The sequence below is a fragment of the Legionella steigerwaltii genome, from assembly GCF_001468065.1.
GTDB classification, from domain to species: Bacteria; Pseudomonadota; Gammaproteobacteria; order Legionellales; family Legionellaceae; genus Legionella; species Legionella steigerwaltii.
Map to the genome: position 1 here is coordinate 1 of NZ_LNYZ01000029.1, position 17,045 is coordinate 17,045.

Here is a 17,045-nt window from a genome sequence, read left to right on the forward strand (position 1 = left end):
TCACCCAGGCTACAAATAAGGCGATGCAATGTAGCCTGGGTGCAGCGCAGCGGAACCCGGGTTAAGGGAGCATGATTTTTTTTCTGAACCCCGGGTTACGGCTTCGCCTTCACCCAGGCTACAAATAAGGCGATGTAATGTAGCCTGGGTGCAGCGCAACGGAACCCGGGTTAAGGGAGCATGATTTTTTTTCTGAACCCCGGGTTACGGCTTCGCCTTCACCCAGGCTACAAATAAGGCGATGTAATGTAGCCTGGGTGCAGCGTAGCGGAACCCGGGTTTACACTACATCACCAAAATTTCCTTCAAAAGCTGTCCCGCCCCAATTTGGATCAACAATTCCTTGACGAATAAATTGATGAATACTCGAATATGGCCATTCCTTAGGTGACTCTACTAACCCATGTTTTACTGGATTAAAATGAATGTATTCAACATGCCTTTGATAGTCTAATTCGTCCCGTATTCGATGCTCCCAAAATCTTCTTTGCCATAAGTTATATTCACCCCGTTGATTGGGTTGTAGTGGTAATCCAGATTTTATTAAGGATCGAGTAAAATGAGCTTTTATTAAAAGCCAACGCCGGGAATAATCAAAATCATTATTGGGTAATTGCCAAATCACATGAAGATGTTCCGGCAATATAGCAAAAGCATTCATATCAAAATAAGCATTTTTACGAACTGATCTAAATGCATTACCTAAATTTTTGATGTACATGGTAAGTAAATTGGAGTGTCGGTCGCGTAAGGTTAGAGTAAAAAAATACATACCACCGGCAGTAAGATCACGTCGATAATGAACCATATTATTGTAGAGGTTGGATTTCCTATGCCCAGAATATCAAAGGGTTAGAAAAATGAGAAGTAAATAATTTCCAAATTTTTTACATTCCGCTTTTGAGAATCCACTCCCGGGTTACGGCTTCGCCTTCACCCAGGCTACAAGTATATATGTAGCCTGGGTGGAGTGCAGCGGAACCCGGGAGTTGTGGCGTTTTAATTAATGCGTTTGCATTTCCCCTAAATGGAAGGGGTAATCATGGCGGCAACGAGCATATGCGGCGCCAATCTTAGCGGGGTTGGGATAAAATGCATAATGGGTCGCTTTATACGCACAGCAGGGAACAGCGCTGACAAAACAGCCTCTTTTCGCGTTCCAGCGGTAATGACCATCTTCCGCAAGCTGCAGCGTTCTGCCATCAAAACAGACATAACGCGGTTGTGAAGGAATCTCACCAATGACGCAACCTTGAGCATGTACACAATTTATTAATGCAAATAATAGTCCAGTTAGTATGATTTTCACCACTTAATCCTTTAATCTTGCTATAATAATGTTATAACGTTAGTCCATCTTACCGCCTTTATTCAAGCAAGATGTGCTGAAGTAATTAAATTTAAGGTTATTTTAATAAAATAAGTTTAAAATAAATACATAATGGTTTGCGGAGTGTGAAATTATGGCTGTTAAGAATCAAGAATTTTTAGATGCGTTAAAGAAAACGGAACAGCTAAGAACTGTTCACCCGCCAAAAAATAGAGATGATGCATTAGATGCCATATTGGCAGCTAATCCAGATGAGCAAATTTCTTTTGAAAGTGCCGTTAGGACTCATAATGGATTTTGGACCTCATTTGATGGAAATGTCACCAATCTGGTTGCAGCAGCTTCCTGGGGAACTGGTGACTGGTTAAATATGGCTGCAGCCCCATCTTTTAAAACCATGAAGCAAGTAGCCGCCGAGCAACGCGTCAAATTTAGCTTAGAAAATGCTGATTCCGACACTTTAATTGGTATTTTAACAACTGATTTCACAGACAATGGAAAATTACTTAGAGACTACTTAGAATCAAAATCACCTACTTTGAGATTTAATTTAAATGGGATACGTGGGTGGACCCCAACCGCCAATGAAGACATCCTGACTAAAGATTCCTTAACTAGAATTAAAACAGAAGCAGCAAACAAGCTATTACTTAAATTGATGGCCACACCTAGACTGAACGATCCTAAATTATTTGATGCTTTAATTACTGCACACGCAAACAGGGATATAGGAGGTATTAAAACAGCCGCAAAAGCGCTTGCTACTGCGGGTGGGATCCCCCTAGCACAACAAGATAAGTTTGCTGATAGTTTGGCATTAGAGTTATCTACAGAAATAATTGATAAAGCTAAAGCTCAGCGAAAAGTTTTGAATGATAATGCAAACGCTCTATTACTTGAACTTGTTAGCAAACCTGAACTAAAAAATCTTCAATTATTTAAAGACCTAAAAGAAGCATATGCGAGTAATGATCCCGTAAAACTACAAAGAACTGCAAAAGCAATTGTTACTGAACTGCAATTTAATCTCCAAGCAAAGGGACTGACTCCCGATACTTTTGCTAATGCTTTGACTATAGATGGCGGAGGTGCTGCAGTAGATACAAAAGCTAAGGAACGAGAAAAAGCCCTACTTGATGAAAAGGCCATAGCTGAGTTTGAGAGACAACTGCAAGTATTTGAAAGTAATGCTAAAGCCCCAGTGCTTTTAGCATTAAAAGATATGCTCAAAAAAGGGCCAGAAGATTTTTTTACTGACTTAGCTGCTAATATGCCTGAGGACCCTTCGAACAAATATAAGGACAGAATGGGAGGTTTAACTAGAGAACAAAAAGAGGCACTGGGAAAGAAGCATCAACAAAGATTATGTGAAAAATATCTGAAAGCAAAGATATCAGGTGAAGATATAAGGCTTGATAGTGTAAACCTAGCCAACGCATTGAAAGCAACAGATAAGGATCTGCTAAAAACTAGCGTAGATCTCATAATTATAGATCCTGATGATAAGACTATTACCGGTAAGGCTTTAACCGAGGGCAACGTAGCCGCAATTAAAGTCGAGTTAACGAAAAATATAATTGGAAAAATAGGTAGGACTGCAGTGGCGGCGGCACCTGGTCCTGATCCTTCTATTGTTAATCTAAAAGCATTACAAAACTCGGCTTCTACTTCAAATGTTGCAAGTTTCCGAAAAACGCTCGCAGAAAAGTTCGCAGTTCCAGGAGTTACATTTGATTTTCTTAAGAAAGACGACTTACCTGCATTAACAAAGGCAGTTAATGAGCAGGCAGAGGCCTTAAACCGAAAAGGTCGTGAAAAAGATTTTAAAGATGGGGTTAAAGAATTTGCAAAAGCTCGCCTAGGCGAAAATGCTCATAAACAATTAGTTGAAATATTTAAAAAATTACCCGATGCAAAGCAAAATGAGCTACTTAAAAAGAAAGCACCCCCCGCCACTGGAATGGATATAGACCGTCAAAAGGTTGATCTGCTAATGAGTTTACAAACTGAGGCAGAGCTTAAGTCTCATTTGGAAACTACAGATTCTAAAGGTGACCCGCTGAACTTTGATTTATTACTTGCTGAAAATGAACGAGCTGCTTTGCTTAGGCAAATTCGTAATCCTGAAGTAGCTAAAGTTTTGGCAGGCCGTGATGATGCTCTTACCCAAGATAAGATTGATCAAATAAATACAGCTTTATTAAATCGAAGACATAATCCAGGAACATTTGATATAACAACTGCTGGAAATTATAAGTTCCTTATTGATGACATTGCTACTGCCCTTGGTAAAAGGAATGATGATCCATTTTATCAAGCTTTTAATCTACAAGCTCACAACAATAATACGCCAGTTGATGCTGCTCTTACATCAATATCTGCCAAGATTCAAGGTACACATGTGAATAACCAGCCTTTATTTGCTGCTCTTGCAGATGCTACTCCTTGGACGAAGAATGGTGGTGGTCTTTCCCCCACACAGAAAAAATTTGTGGAAATTCTGGCTAGAGTAGAAGGCACACATACTCTTACTACACGGGCAGATGGAACGACCTATACCATGAGTACCAGTGTCGTGGACACTCCCCTCCATAACAACATGGTGGGTATCAAGCAGATTTATCAAGCATTTTATAAAAGCACTAATGTTCATGGTTTTCTTGATACATTAATTCCAAACGCATCGACTGATCCTGCTAAGACAATGAAAGAGCAGTTGAGTAGAGAGTTTACGCCCGAGGTATTCAGAGAATTAAAAGCTTTTAGAATTGAAGCTCATTTTGATACTAATGAAAACATGCTTGAGACTATAGAAGGAATCAATAAAGACTTAAAGGCACTGAAAAAAACTACGTCGACGATTGAAAAACATAAAGGATATTTAAAAGAGCTTAATGATGAGCTTTCATCACTCCCTATTTTGTATAACGCTGCAAATGAAGCAAATGCAAAGCATAAAGCTCAGGAAATGATAGGGAAATATAGCAAACTGGCAAAGGAATCTGCTACGATCATAGAGCATTTAGAGAATGCCAAACTTGATCTTAAAGTGCGTATTGAAAAGACGCCTATACCTGCTGACGATGGTACTGAAGCTCGTAAAAAAGTAATAGCAGAAATAACAAAGCTACATGAAGCGTTAAATGAAGAAATAGAAAATATTGATGAACAGTTGGAGTTTTATAAAGGACTGAAACAACAAATAAACGGAGAAGATGGCGCCTTAAGAAGTATTGAAAAGCTTATGAAGCGTCAGGCAACTGTTGTGTCGCAGTCAGATACTATTGTTTACTCGGAAATTACCAAAGGTCAGGAAAAAACAGTACCAATTCCAGACAATCCTGGAGCAAGTGTCGGCATGACGGGATTGACTACTAATGTTGATGATGATACCCCGAGATTTAAACTACTCGACGTACCCAAAGAAGGTAAAGTACTTGGTGTTGATATAGTCCATGTCAAAGAAAATCCAGATGGAACTACTGGAACAGAGTCTAAAGCACGGGTAACCATTGATTATCATCCTATAACTGCTTCTAACCCAAAATTAGTAGGCAAGGAAGTAAAAGGTGATAGGGCTTTAACGGTAAGTTTAGCTGTTCCCGCTACAGATAGTAACTATTTAGCAGAACAATGTATGATTACAGCTAAAAAGTTGTTACAAGACTGGGATGGGAAGAGTAAAATTCTATTAAATGGTAAGAGTGGGGCGGCGTCGGAGAAACACTTAAAATATTTATGGACGGCAGTCAATCTTCTGGGTGAGTACCACGACCCTAAAGTTACTAAAAATGATATTGCATATAGTAAAAAGAATACTTGTGCTTGGAGGCATTATAAGGATCCGCAAACAGATTGGAAAGGAAGTTATACGGCTGATTCTGTTTATAATAAAGTATTCAAAGGTACAGCCAGCGGGCTTGTTGATGCGCAAATAGCTGAGTTTAAAGCTTTGGTTGATACCAAGAAAAAAGAAAAACTGGAGAAAGCTGCAGAAAAAGGCACGCAACACTACAGAAGTAAAATGACTGAAGGTAGACCGGTGGATATTGAAACAACTGCGACGAAGAATATAGCCGTACAAGGATCGCAGGAGTCTCGTTCTCGTGCTCCTTCTCTTGGTGGTGGTGGAGATGGCAACGACTAATAACAAAGGGGATATAATTGAATTCAAACCAACTGGCGATTGGTGTATTTGACTCAGGGATGGGCGGTCTAACGGTTTTGCGTGCATTGCGAGAGGGATTGCCGCAAGAATCGTTTATCTATTTAGGGGATACGGCTCGGCTTCCTTACGGTACTAAAAGCCCGGATACTGTAAAACAATATGCAATGCAAATGGCAAAATTGCTGGTAGAGCGGCGGATTAAGGCTTTAGTCATCGCTTGTAATACCGCAACTACTGCCGCATTGCCGTATTTGCAGGAAATGCTCCCCGACATGCCCGTACTTGGTGTGGTTGCCCCTGGAGCTGCAGCAGCTGTTGCGGCAACTGAAAACAAACATATTATTGTTTTGGCGACTGAAACAACCATTGCATCAAATGCATACCAGAAGCTGATTATCCAAAAACTACCCCAGGCAGTCATTAATACCCGTGCGTGCAGTGTTTTGGTTGCTTTAGCAGAAGAAGGTATGGTGAACAATCAAGTGGCGCGTGAAGCGTTAAAACATTATCTGGATGGGTTTACTAACGAGGATACTGTTTTGTTGGGATGTACTCATTTCCCAGTGTTTAAGTCTTTGTTAACCAGTTTATTACCTCAAGGGGTCACTATAGTGGATTCAGCACATGCAACGTCGCTTGCATTGTATCAGTTGCTTGAAAAGCAGGATTTGCTGAATGATGCTCCTTCCTTGAGTAGAAAAGTAACTTATTTAGTAACCGACTCCATTAAGCGCTTCCAGATTATAGGCGAGATATTTTTGGGTGAGCAGTTGGCATTGGATGATATTGAGCTGGTGGATGTTAAGTCTTAATCATTTATGTAACTCTGAAGAGCTGATGCTTGTTCGAGATTTATATAACCAATCATGCTCCCATACCCCGGGTTTCGCTGCGCTGCACCCAGGCTACTTTATGTGGTATCGTGTAGCCTGGGTGAAGGCGTAGCCGTAACCCGGGGTGGGGTTACTCTTCCTTAGGTGGGCGGCTCATCAGATTTTGCACTACCTGTTTTGCATTAATTTTGCCTTGTAACAGCGCATTAATTTGCTCACATATAGGCATTTCTACTTGATATTGCTGGGCGATGAAGCAAACTTGTGATGCGTTATATTTCCCTTCTACAACTTGGCCAATTTGTTTTTCAGCGTCGGTGATACTAATGTTTTGTCCTAAAAGTAAACCAAAGCGACGATTGCGTGATTGATCATCCGTGCAGGTCAATACTAAATCACCAACACCCGCTAAACCAAGAAACGTCTCTGCGCGTGCTCCCAAAGCAAGGCCCAGGCGCTCCATTTCTGCCAAGCCGCGTGTTATTAATGCCGCTTTGGCATTCGCACCATAGCCTAAACCATCACTGATTCCACAGCCAATAGCTAAGACATTTTTTATCGCACCACAAATTTGAACCCCGATCAGATCGTCACTCAGATAAACGCGCAGATTGTGGTGATGAAGTAATTCGCGAATGTTTTTTTGATATTTAGGATCATTGGAAGCTAAAGTCACGGCAGTAGGTAAAAAATGAGCTACTTCTTTGGCAAACGATGGACCCGAAATAATTGCTCGAGGAAAAGCAGAACCAAAAGTTTGGCTTACTAAATTACTTAATAATTGATGGCTTTGTGGATCGATGCCTTTAGTCAGCCAGGCTAAGCCTTGGGGTGGTTTTTTTATTTTTGCAATGACTTCGGCAAATGCATGAGAGGGAACCGCAATAATGACGTAGTTGGCTTCACTAATACATTGATCAAAATCAGCGGAGGGTTCCAAAGTATTAGGAAAATCGATATCTGGTAAATAGCGCGGGTTTGCTTTTTTTTCCCTCATAAGCGCTACGTGTTGTGGGTCATGCCCCCACAATAAAATACGATGCCCCTCTTGGGCGAGGTGAATTGCAACTGCAGTGCCCCAAGAGCCGGCACCTAATATAGCAATAGTTTTTTTGTTCATTTTATGTTCTTAAACAAGAATTAGCTGTAGCCTGGGTGAAGGCGAAGCCGTAACCCGGGTTTCGCTGCGCTGCACCCAGGCTACATGGTGTTAGATTTCCTTAAGCTTGACCTTCTTTTTGTTTTTCTGCAAGTTGTTGCATGTATAAAGCGTCAAAATTAATAGGTGCCAGTACCAGTTGTGGGAAACTGCCACGAATTACTTGTGACGTAATGGCTTCACGAGCATAAGGGAATAAAATATTGGGGCAGAAACTGTTTAATAAATGATCCAGTTGATTCGCTGGAGCGCCTTGAATGGTAAAAATACCTGCTTGTTTGACTTCAACAAGAAACGCAGTTGTTTTCTTATTGCTTACTGTTGCAGTAACGGTTAATACAACTTCAAAAACACCTTCTTCAAGTTTTGTATTGGCGGTATTGAGTTCAAGATTCAGTTCAGGTTCCCATTGTTGTTGAAATACAGCAGGTGTATTAGGCGTTTCAAAAGATAAATCTTTAGTATAAATTCTTTGAATCATGAATTGTGTTTCATTTTGATTTTGTTGTGCCTGATTTGTTTGTTCGTTCATGATATTGCTATCCTCTTAGTAATTTATCGAGTTCTCCCTGGGCATCCAGGGCATATAAATCATCGCAGCCACCAACATGTTGGCCATTAATGAAGATTTGCGGTACGGTACGTCTACCACTTTTGGTTATCATTTCATCACGTAATTCGGGTTGAATATCAACACGAATCTCTGTAAATGAAACATGTTTTTGCTGTAATAACTCTTTCGCTCGGATACAGTACGGACAATAAGCGGTACTGTATATAATGACTTCAGCCATAAACTTATTTTCCTTTAACTAAGGGTAATTCGGCATTTTGCCAAGCAGCGATCCCACCACCGAGTACATGGGGTTGGAAACCTTGAGCACGAATTTTGTTGGCAATTGCCTGAGCATCAAAAGCACGTGCGGCGATCAGAATAATGGGTTTATTTTTATACTTATTCATTTTCTGTTGTTCAAAATCTTCGCTTTTAGCATGGACTGAATCAATAATGTGTCCTTTCGCATAAGCTTCTTTGTCACGCAAATCAATGACTACTGCATTTTCATTATTGATTAAATCAACAGCAGTTTGAGGCGTGAGTTCTTTTGCTTTCTTTTTCTGGGTAACCAGTTCGTTGATAAATACTAAAAATAAAATCACGATAAAGGCGAGCCATAGCTGCCAATGATGTATTATAAATTGACCTAAGTGTTCCATGTTCTCTCTTGATATTTTATTAATGTAGCGAATTATCACCAGAATGAGGCTTTAACGCAAGTAAAGGAAGCATTTAAAAGTAGCCTGGGTGAAGCGTAGCGAAACCCGGGATTGAACAGTTCAGTCATATCCATAAACCTGGGTTTCGCTGCGCTTCACCCAGGCTACATAAAAATCTACATGAATTATCTCTTTCGTTTAAGCAGCACATAGACCGCACCACTTCCTCCATCTTTCGGGAGCGCACTATGAAAAGCCAAGACCTCATCTAACTGGGGTAACCAGCGATTCAGTAAATTTTTAATAACAGGGGGTGCGCCAAGATAGCCGCCTTTACCGTGAATAATCAAAATACATCTTTTGTTGTTTTCAGCTTGGGTTTGAATAAATTGGCACAAAGTATCACGGGCATTTTCACTTTTTAAACCATGTAAATCCAATCGGGCTTCCCATGGGATTTGCCCATTTTTTAATGCTTTAAATCTTTGGCTGGAAAGACTGGGATGACAATAGGAGAGGATTGTTTCGGAAAGAACTGTATCGACAATCATATCGGATAAGTAATACTCTTTTTTTTCTTGTGTTTTTTGTGGCGTCTTTTTTTTAGGTGGGATGGAAGGCTTAGGCTGAGAAACTTTTACCCGCTTTGTTTGTTCATTCAATGGTTTTACAGAACGCGTGTATTCGCGAAACAGAGCTTTGTCTTCATCGGACAAAAAATCGTCAGCCATAGTGTACTAGAAATAATAAGTGATAATTGAAGTATAACCCGGGTTTCGCTACGCTGCACCCAGGCTACGTCGTATTATGGTGTTGTAGCCTGGGTGAAGGCGAAGCCGTAACCCGGGTTTCGCTACGCTGCACCCAGGCTACGTCGTATTATGGTGTTGCAGCCTGGGTGAAGGCGAAGCCGTAACCCGGGTTCCGCTGTACTGTACTCAGGTTATCCAAGAGTCAGACTACTTTTGTTGATTAACATAGGGTACAATTTGTACTTTTTCTGGATGAGAAGCTAAGCACCATGAGCAATTATATACTTAAAGAAACGGAAGAGTTAGTCACGATTTTGGATTTTCTACGTTTTAGTGTGTCCTGTGCAATGCATGCGAATTTATATTATGGCCATGGTACCGATAATGCTTGGGATGATATGCATTCATTAATCCTGAGAAGCTTGTCTTTGCCTTACGATTTAGAATCAAATTGGCTTAATGCACGTTTAACTACAAGTGAAAAGAAATATTTATACCAGCAATTGGATAAGCGTATTAATCAACGGGTGCCGGTTCCTTATTTGATTAAAGAAGCTTATTTCTGCGATATTCCATTTTATGTGGATGAACGGGTACTTATTCCTCGCTCACCTATAGCAGAACTTATAAAAAATGAATTTTCTCCTTGGGTCGAGGCGGATAAAGTGCATCGTATTTTGGATTTGTGTACGGGCAGCGGATGCATTGCAATTGCCTGTTGTTATGCTTTTCCTGAGGCACAGGTCGATGCCGTTGATATTTCCAGCGAAGCACTCGCAGTGGCTGCAATGAATCGCGAGCAGTTAGACGTTGAAGAGCAACTGACTTTAATTGAATCCGATTGTTTCTCCAAAGTGCCAAAGTTAGGCTATGATTTAATTGTCAGCAACCCTCCCTATGTTGGTAAAAAAGAGATGCAGACTTTACCCGATGAATTTCGTCATGAGCCTGTTTTAGCTTTGGAAACCAGTAATAATGGGTTAGCCATTGTCGAAACAATTCTCCATAATGCCTATGACTATTTAAATGAAGAGGGTGTCCTGATTGTGGAAGTAGGGAATAGTGAAGCGGCTTTATGCGAAGCTTATCCCCATGTTCCTTTTACTTGGCTTGAAATGAGCCACGGTGGGCAAGGTGTATTTTTATTAACGAAGCAGCAGCTAGGCGAGTATTTTAATGTCCGGTAATACATTTGGAACTTTATTTACGGTGACAACATTTGGTGAAAGCCATGGCCCAGCCATAGGGTGTGTGGTCGATGGCTGTCCTCCAGGATTAATGTTGCAAGAAAAAGATATTCAACCCTTTCTGGACAAACGAAAGCCGGGACAATCCAAATACACCACACAACGTCGAGAGGAAGACAAAGTACAAATTCTTTCTGGTGTATTTGAAGGTAAAACGACAGGCGCACCCATTGCTTTATTGATTCATAATACCGATCAACGATCTCGGGATTATGAAGAAATCAAAAATTTATTTCGCCCAGGTCACGCAGATTTTACCTATCATCATAAATACGGTCATAGAGATTATCGTGGTGGTGGGCGTTCTTCAGCGCGAGAGACTGCCGCACGCGTAGCAGCCGGCGCGATTGCGCGTTTGTATTTGCAACGCCATTTAAACTTGGAAATCGTGGGCTACTTACAGCAAATGGGCGATTTGATTTTGGACTTTGTTGATGAGAATGAGATTAATAATAACTCTTTTTTCTGTCCTAACACTACTCAAATCCAGGCTCTTGCTGAGACAATTGAACGCTTAAGACGCCAAGGAGATTCTGTGGGCGCTCGGGTTAATGTGATTGCGAAAAATGTACCTGTAGGATTAGGTGACCCTGTATTTGATAGACTGGATGCAACATTAGCTTATGCTATGATGTCAATTAATGCAGTTAAAGGCGTTGAAGTTGGTGCAGGATTTTCTGCGGTGAATCAGTTAGGTTCTGTACATCGTGATCAAATGTCACATCAGGGTTTTCTTAGTAATAATGCCGGCGGGATTTTGGGTGGCATTTCTACAGGGCAAAATATAGAAGTGAGTATTGCATTAAAGCCTACTTCGAGTATTACTACGCCTGGAAAGACGATCAATACTGCGGGTGACGAAGTGACTGTAGTAACTAAGGGGCGGCATGATCCTTGTGTAGGAATTAGGGCTGTGCCTATAGCTGAAGCAATGATGGCTTTAGTGTTGATGGATCACTATTTGAGAAATAAGGCATTGTCCTAAATCCTCCTTAATTATTTTCCCTTCCCCCCGTTGGGAGAAGGTGCCCGCGGGGCGGATGAGGGATAAAGTTAATTTAAAAAATACCCTCACCCTAGCCCTCTCCCGAAACGGGAGAGGGGATGATGATGGAATTCAGAAGAGGTTAAGAATGAGCAGAGAATTAAATATAGCTATAGTTGGCGCCACTGGAGCAGTTGGTGAGACATTTCTAACCGTATTGGAAGAGCGAAAATTTCCTATAAAAAATCTTTATCCATTAGCTAGTTCTCGTTCGGTTGGTAAAACAGTAGAGTTTAGAAATGAGCAATTGGACGTTTTAGACCTCGCTGAGTTTGATTTTAGCAAAGCAGATATCGCTTTATTCTCAGCAGGTGGTTCTGTATCTAAAGAATACGCGCCCAAAGCTGCTGCAAGTGGATGTGTTGTGGTTGATAATAGTTCTTGTTTTCGCTATGAAGAAGACATTCCTTTAGTAGTTCCGGAGGTTAATCCTCATCGTATTGTTGAATATAAACATAGGGGCATTATCGCTAATCCTAATTGTTCTACAATTCAGATGGTAGTTGCTCTAAAGCCTATATATGATGCAGCAGGAATTGCTCGAATTAATGTGGCTACGTATCAATCTGTTTCAGGTACTGGAAAGAAAGCCATTAGCGAACTTGTTTCACAAGTAGGGGATCTTTTGAATGGGCGACCTGCCAATATCAGTGTATACCCACAACAGATTGCTTTTAATGCAATCCCGCATATTGATCAATTTGAAGAGAATGGATATACCCGCGAAGAAATGAAAATGGTGTGGGAAACGCGTAAAATTATGGAAGATGACAGCATTATGGTCAATCCCACAGCGGTTAGAGTGCCAGTCATTTACGGCCATTCTGAGGCCATCCATTTGGAATTAAAAAAGCCGTTAACTGCTGAAGAAGCACGTAAGATTCTTTCCAAAGCTCCAGGGGTCAAGGTAGTTGATAATGTGAGCAAGGCAAGTTACCCAACTGTCCTAAAAAACGCTATAGGACATGATGAGGTGTTTGTTGGCCGAATTCGACAAGATATTTCACATCCTAATGGATTAAATTTGTGGGTTGTTGCGGATAATATTCGCAAAGGTGCGGCATCTAACGCGGTACAAATTGCTGAAATTTTGCAAAGAGAATTTTTGTAATACATTTGGTGTTATTGTAGCCTGGGTGCAGCGTAGTGGAACCCGGGAGTTATTATTTATTCATTATCCCCGGGTTCCGCTGCGCTGCACCCAGGCTACAGTAACACCAATAAGCAGAACTTTAAAAAAAATCCTCCTACTTTTTACAACCTAAGTTATACTTTGATTAACACGATTGGATTTTTAAACTATGCTAAATGAATATTATTTGACCGATGATATTGAAGAGCCAGTTCTCGCTAGCAGTATTTTATCTTATGTTACTCCCAATGTTTCTGGTAAGCGGTTTAATGAATTAAAAACAGCACAAATTCCTTGGGAAGCAAAACTGGATCTCTCTAATTTAAAGCCAGAGGATGCTCGTCGGGCTTTGCTGGAGTTTATCCAAAAACAAATGAAGAAGAATAAATCGTCCTTACTTATTGTTCATGGTACAAAAAGCTCCAGAAATGCTCCTCCGCTGCTAAAGAACTTAATAAATCACTGGTTACCGCAAATCGAAGAGGTAATTGCTTTTCATAGCGCAAAGCCTAGTGATGGCGGTATTAATGCGGTATATGTTTTGCTTAAAAAGGTATCGGATCTTCCTGTACTCACTCGCACAGAACCAAGAACTTCTTTTCTTGTGGTTGAAACCAAAGCGATGGAACGACAGAGACGTCTAGCCGAACAGCAAGGTGAGCGACGGATAGCGCTCGTGAACGCACGTGAACACTCCAATGAAGAGGCTCCGCCCGGCCCTGAAGGTGAGTTGCAAAATAATATTTTACAGCACCCAGCATTAGACAGTCAGCGTTTTGACGGCATTGATTCTCCTTTAAATCCGGAGCCTCCTTTAAATACTGATGCGCGACGTGAATTCGATAACGAACAACGCAATCAGGAACAAGAAAAGCAATTGCGTTTGGGTAATATGCCACGATTCACGAATACACCTAAACCTAGAGGTCCTTAATGACAATTGCAAGTGACATAATCAGCCATCGGATGCCTGATTTTGAAGCTTATCTTCGAGCAGGGGAGTCGTTGGATGATATTGACGAATACGGTTTTACGCCCTTAATTGAGTGTGCTATTACACGGCAAATTCATATTGCTGAAGAATTAATTGTTCGTAAAGTCAATGTCAATAAAGCAGATGTGACGGGGCGTGGTCCTTTGCATTGGGCTGTGGATAATAATGATGTGGAGTTGGCGCAGTTGTTATTAAATAGTGGCGCAGATCCTAATGCTTATACACGCAACGGACTTTCTGTATTAGTTTATCCTGTATTACGCAATCAAGAGACGCTCAAACACTTACTCTATCAATACGGGGCTAAACTTGATTTTGCCCTTGATTTTATTAATGGCAAACTCATTGGGCATCGTTTTGAGTTACAAGGGGATGTCGATATAGTTAATGCTAAGGGTGAATTTATTGAATTGGATTATGAAGGATTTATCCTTGAATTTACTGTTGCCGTGATTAGAGATGCCCTAAGACGTTTTATCAACAGTTATTCAACACGTCATTTGCGTGAATATTTTCCGCTGGCACATGCCATTGTCGATGCATTTGCAATTTCAGAAGAGCTTTTACAATATCAGCATTTACCCTTTTTAAATGAACAACATTTACGACGCCTGAATGAATTTTTAAAGGCACCTATGTTGATTCTTCCGGCAGCAAGCCGTGGACATGCCATGGGATTTATTCGCTTGGGTCCATGGTGGGCTAAAATTGATCGAGGTGAAAACAGCCTGCAGGAAGGGAGTGTTAATATCTATAGAATTAATAATCTTGAAGCACTGAATGCTCGTTTTCTACAAGATTTCCTCTATAAAAAACAACCTAGGCGTTATTTCCATCAGGTGATCAATCAGCAATTAGGATTGATTCCAGTCGCAAAAATGCCAATTAGCTCGCAAATTAGCGGTAATTGCTCTTGGGCCAATATCCAAGCAATTGTAGCAGTTGCTTATGCCATTCAAGAATTGGAAAAAAACAATTTTTTTAATCCCGATCCTGCTATGGCCTTTTATGATGAGTGGGTATCTTGGGATAAGGAACGGGCTATAGATGAATGCATTCAGCGATTTTATTTAGCCAATCCTGTTCGAAAAGCCAGTATTGCAGCAATGTTGGGTGGTGTTTTATTCCAAGCCTGTAATTATACAAACGCGCGGCATTTGGAAATGGCAGAGAAAATACTCAGAATTCTCACTTTACCTGATTATGAATATATTTTAAAAAGTTATCTTGAAGAGTATTGCATCAAACGATTAACCAAAAAAGGGAATAATTTACTTAAAATTCTCGATGATTGCGGCATTAATCCCAATATTGGTGTTAATCCTGTTGCCACAGATTTATGATTTTGTAGATTTTGTAGCCTGGGTGCAGCGCAGCGGAACCCGGGACTCCGGACATGAAAGTTTTCGCGCAGGGGGACGGTCCGGGACGGACCCCATTAATTATTAGTCATATTGTTCAAAAAACACTGGGGTCCGTCCCGGACCGTCCCCTTGATCATAACAGCGTAGCAATCGTAGTTTAGTGGTTTTCCGTTGCTCCTATTTTTTTCAACTATAATCAAAAGATAATAATATCGATCGAGATAAGGAGATCATCATGTTAAAGTGGGCGCTCATCTTTTTGGTAGTCGCCATTGTTGCGGGTTTATTTGGTTTTCGCGGCATTGCGTCCACGGCGACTAGTATTGCTAAGGTACTCTTCTTTTTGTTTATCGTTATTTTCCTGGCATTCTTGATTTTGAGTTTATTTGGGACCGCATCACTTACTGCCGTGCCTTAGCTAATAGTACCGTAGCCTGGGTGCAGCGTAGCGTAACCCGGGATCAAAACCATATGTGGGCAACGATCCCGGGTTACGCTACGCTGCACCCAGGCTACAAATTTAGATACTCTATGATAGAGTGGCAATATCAATGACAAAACGATAGCGAACATCGCTTTTGACGACACGTTCATAAGCTTCATTAACCTGTTGTATGGGAATTAATTCAATATCAGACGCTATGTTGTGTTTGCCACAGAAATCTAGCATTTCCTGGGTTTCTTTAATACCTCCAATCATTGACCCAGCCAGACTTCTACGTTTGGCGATTAGGGAAAATGCATTGATTGGAATAGATTCTTCGGGAATACCAACAACAACCATAGCCCCATCACGTTTGAGTAATTGGATGTATGCATTCCAATCGATTTTAGCAGAAACGGTACAGATAATGAGATCAAAATAATTGTTTAACTTTTGGAAGGTTTGCGGATCCGAAGTAGCATAAAAATGATCGGCCCCCATGCGTCGACCATCAGTTTCTTTACTTAGCGAATGACTTAAAACGGTAACTTCAGCTTCCATTGCATGGGCTAGTTTGACTCCCATATGCCCAAGTCCACCCAATCCTAAAATACCAACACGTTTTCCAGGACCAATATGCCAATGCCTTAAAGGGGAGTAAAGGGTAATTCCGGCACAAAGCAGCGGTGCTGCTGCGTCCATAGGCAAATTTGCAGGAATGTTTAGAACATAATTTTCGTCAACCACAATTTGTGTAGAATAGCCGCCTTGAGCCAAAGTACCACTACGTTTTTCCAGATTGTTATAAGTTAAAGTCACTCCGCCTTCGCAAAACTGCTCCATTCCTTCATGGCAGCTTCCACATTGTCGACACGAATCAACAAAACAACCTACACCAACGCGGTCTCCTACTTTAAACTTAGTGACCAATGGACCTACTTGACTGACTACACCAATAATTTCATGACCTGGAACCATTGGGAATAAAGATCCGCCCCATTCATCTTTAACCTGATGAATATCTGAGTGACAGATGCCACAATAATGGATGTCAATCAGCACGTCATTTTTTTCAACATCACGACGTACAAATGAATAAGGTTTGAGTGGTGCTTTCGCACGTTCAGCAGCATAGCCTTTTACAGGTATCATTTAAAACGCTCCTTGTTGTGTCGAATATTTTTTTGTTGTGGAAGAGGAACACTATAAAATTTTTGATTCATTTGAAAGCTAATGAACGCTTTAATTGAAGAATAACTATTCACACATGGGGCTCAAATTGTAGCCTGGGTGGCGTGCAACGGAGCCCGGGGTATGAAAAGTGAATTTTTTATCTAAAACCCGGGTTACGACTTGCGCCTTCACCCAGGCTACGATTC

General features: G+C 40.9%; 16 protein-coding genes. 8 read left to right on the top strand and 8 right to left on the bottom strand.

Features of this window, described 5'->3' with window-relative positions; genetic code table 11:
- Positions 1 to 280: 280 nt before the first annotated feature.
- Positions 281 to 808: an REP-associated tyrosine transposase gene (locus tag Lstg_RS13880; protein ID WP_058478275.1), complete on the bottom strand. Its 528-nt coding sequence runs from the start codon at positions 806 to 808 to the stop codon at positions 281 to 283.
- 195 nt (positions 809 to 1,003) lie between these two features.
- The gene (locus Lstg_RS13885) at positions 1,004 to 1,312 is read right to left on the bottom strand and encodes a hypothetical protein (RefSeq protein ID WP_058478276.1); all 309 of its coding nucleotides are present in this window, start codon (positions 1,310 to 1,312) and stop codon (positions 1,004 to 1,006) included.
- A gap of 415 nt (positions 1,313 to 1,727) precedes the next feature.
- On the opposite strand from Lstg_RS13885, the gene Lstg_RS13890 reads away from it, so the two are divergent.
- Both Lstg_RS13890 and murI read left to right on the top strand, forming a co-directional pair.
- Positions 1,728 to 5,477, top strand: coding sequence for a hypothetical protein (locus Lstg_RS13890; RefSeq protein ID WP_133129219.1), 3,750 nt, complete (start codon positions 1,728 to 1,730; stop codon positions 5,475 to 5,477).
- Between the two features lie 17 nt (positions 5,478 to 5,494).
- The gene (murI, locus tag Lstg_RS13895; protein ID WP_058478278.1) at positions 5,495 to 6,310 is read left to right on the top strand and encodes a glutamate racemase; all 816 of its coding nucleotides are present in this window, start codon (positions 5,495 to 5,497) and stop codon (positions 6,308 to 6,310) included.
- Positions 6,311 to 6,461: 151 nt separating this feature from the next.
- Here murI and Lstg_RS13900 read toward each other — a convergent pair whose 3' ends face one another.
- The 5 genes from Lstg_RS13900 to Lstg_RS13920 form a co-directional block, all read right to left on the bottom strand.
- Positions 6,462 to 7,451 (bottom strand): NAD(P)H-dependent glycerol-3-phosphate dehydrogenase, encoded by a 990-nt coding sequence (locus Lstg_RS13900; RefSeq protein ID WP_058478279.1) that lies wholly within the window; start codon positions 7,449 to 7,451, stop codon positions 6,462 to 6,464.
- Positions 7,452 to 7,551: 100 nt separating this feature from the next.
- Positions 7,552 to 8,022 carry a protein-export chaperone SecB gene (gene secB / locus Lstg_RS13905; protein WP_058478280.1) on the bottom strand — a complete coding sequence of 157 codons (471 nt, stop codon included), beginning with the start codon at positions 8,020 to 8,022 and terminating at the stop codon, positions 7,552 to 7,554.
- Positions 8,023 to 8,029: 7 nt separating this feature from the next.
- A complete protein-coding gene (gene grxC / locus Lstg_RS13910) occupies positions 8,030 to 8,284 on the bottom strand; it encodes a glutaredoxin 3 (protein ID WP_058478281.1) in 255 nt (84 codons plus the stop codon).
- A 4-nt stretch (positions 8,285 to 8,288) separates the two neighbouring features.
- A complete protein-coding gene (locus Lstg_RS13915; RefSeq protein WP_058478282.1) occupies positions 8,289 to 8,708 on the bottom strand; it encodes a rhodanese-like domain-containing protein in 420 nt (139 codons plus the stop codon).
- Positions 8,709 to 8,893: 185 nt separating this feature from the next.
- Positions 8,894 to 9,439 carry a Smr/MutS family protein gene (locus Lstg_RS13920; RefSeq protein ID WP_058478283.1) on the bottom strand — a complete coding sequence of 182 codons (546 nt, stop codon included), beginning with the start codon at positions 9,437 to 9,439 and terminating at the stop codon, positions 8,894 to 8,896.
- 290 nt (positions 9,440 to 9,729) lie between these two features.
- Between Lstg_RS13920 and prmB the strand changes: the two genes are divergently transcribed.
- The 6 genes from prmB (at position 9,730) to Lstg_RS13950 (ending at position 15,660) form a co-directional block, all read left to right on the top strand.
- On the top strand, positions 9,730 to 10,647 hold the full coding sequence (prmB, locus tag Lstg_RS13925; RefSeq protein ID WP_058478284.1) for a 50S ribosomal protein L3 N(5)-glutamine methyltransferase: 918 nt from the start codon (positions 9,730 to 9,732) through the stop codon (positions 10,645 to 10,647).
- On the top strand, positions 10,637 to 11,692 hold the full coding sequence (aroC, locus tag Lstg_RS13930) for a chorismate synthase (protein ID WP_058478285.1): 1,056 nt from the start codon (positions 10,637 to 10,639) through the stop codon (positions 11,690 to 11,692). The genes prmB and aroC overlap by 11 nt, the downstream gene beginning before the upstream one ends.
- Positions 11,693 to 11,840: 148 nt before the next feature.
- Complete coding sequence (locus Lstg_RS13935; RefSeq protein ID WP_058478286.1) at positions 11,841 to 12,863, top strand: aspartate-semialdehyde dehydrogenase; 1,023 nt, start codon at positions 11,841 to 11,843, stop codon at positions 12,861 to 12,863.
- Positions 12,864 to 13,053: 190 nt separating this feature from the next.
- Positions 13,054 to 13,818, top strand: a complete 765-nt coding sequence (locus Lstg_RS13940; protein WP_058478287.1) for a Smr/MutS family protein — start codon at positions 13,054 to 13,056, stop codon at positions 13,816 to 13,818.
- A complete protein-coding gene (gene ankH / locus Lstg_RS13945) occupies positions 13,818 to 15,221 on the top strand; it encodes a Dot/Icm T4SS effector AnkH/LegA3 (RefSeq protein WP_058478288.1) in 1,404 nt (467 codons plus the stop codon). Before Lstg_RS13940 ends, ankH begins: the two co-directional genes overlap by 1 nt.
- Positions 15,222 to 15,477: 256 nt before the next feature.
- The gene (locus Lstg_RS13950; RefSeq protein WP_058478289.1) at positions 15,478 to 15,660 is read left to right on the top strand and encodes a DUF1328 domain-containing protein; all 183 of its coding nucleotides are present in this window, start codon (positions 15,478 to 15,480) and stop codon (positions 15,658 to 15,660) included.
- A gap of 111 nt (positions 15,661 to 15,771) precedes the next feature.
- Here the strand turns inward: Lstg_RS13950 and Lstg_RS13955 are convergent, their stop codons facing one another.
- Positions 15,772 to 16,818 (bottom strand): NAD(P)-dependent alcohol dehydrogenase, encoded by a 1,047-nt coding sequence (locus Lstg_RS13955; protein ID WP_058478290.1) that lies wholly within the window; start codon positions 16,816 to 16,818, stop codon positions 15,772 to 15,774.
- Positions 16,819 to 17,045 lie beyond the last annotated feature (227 nt).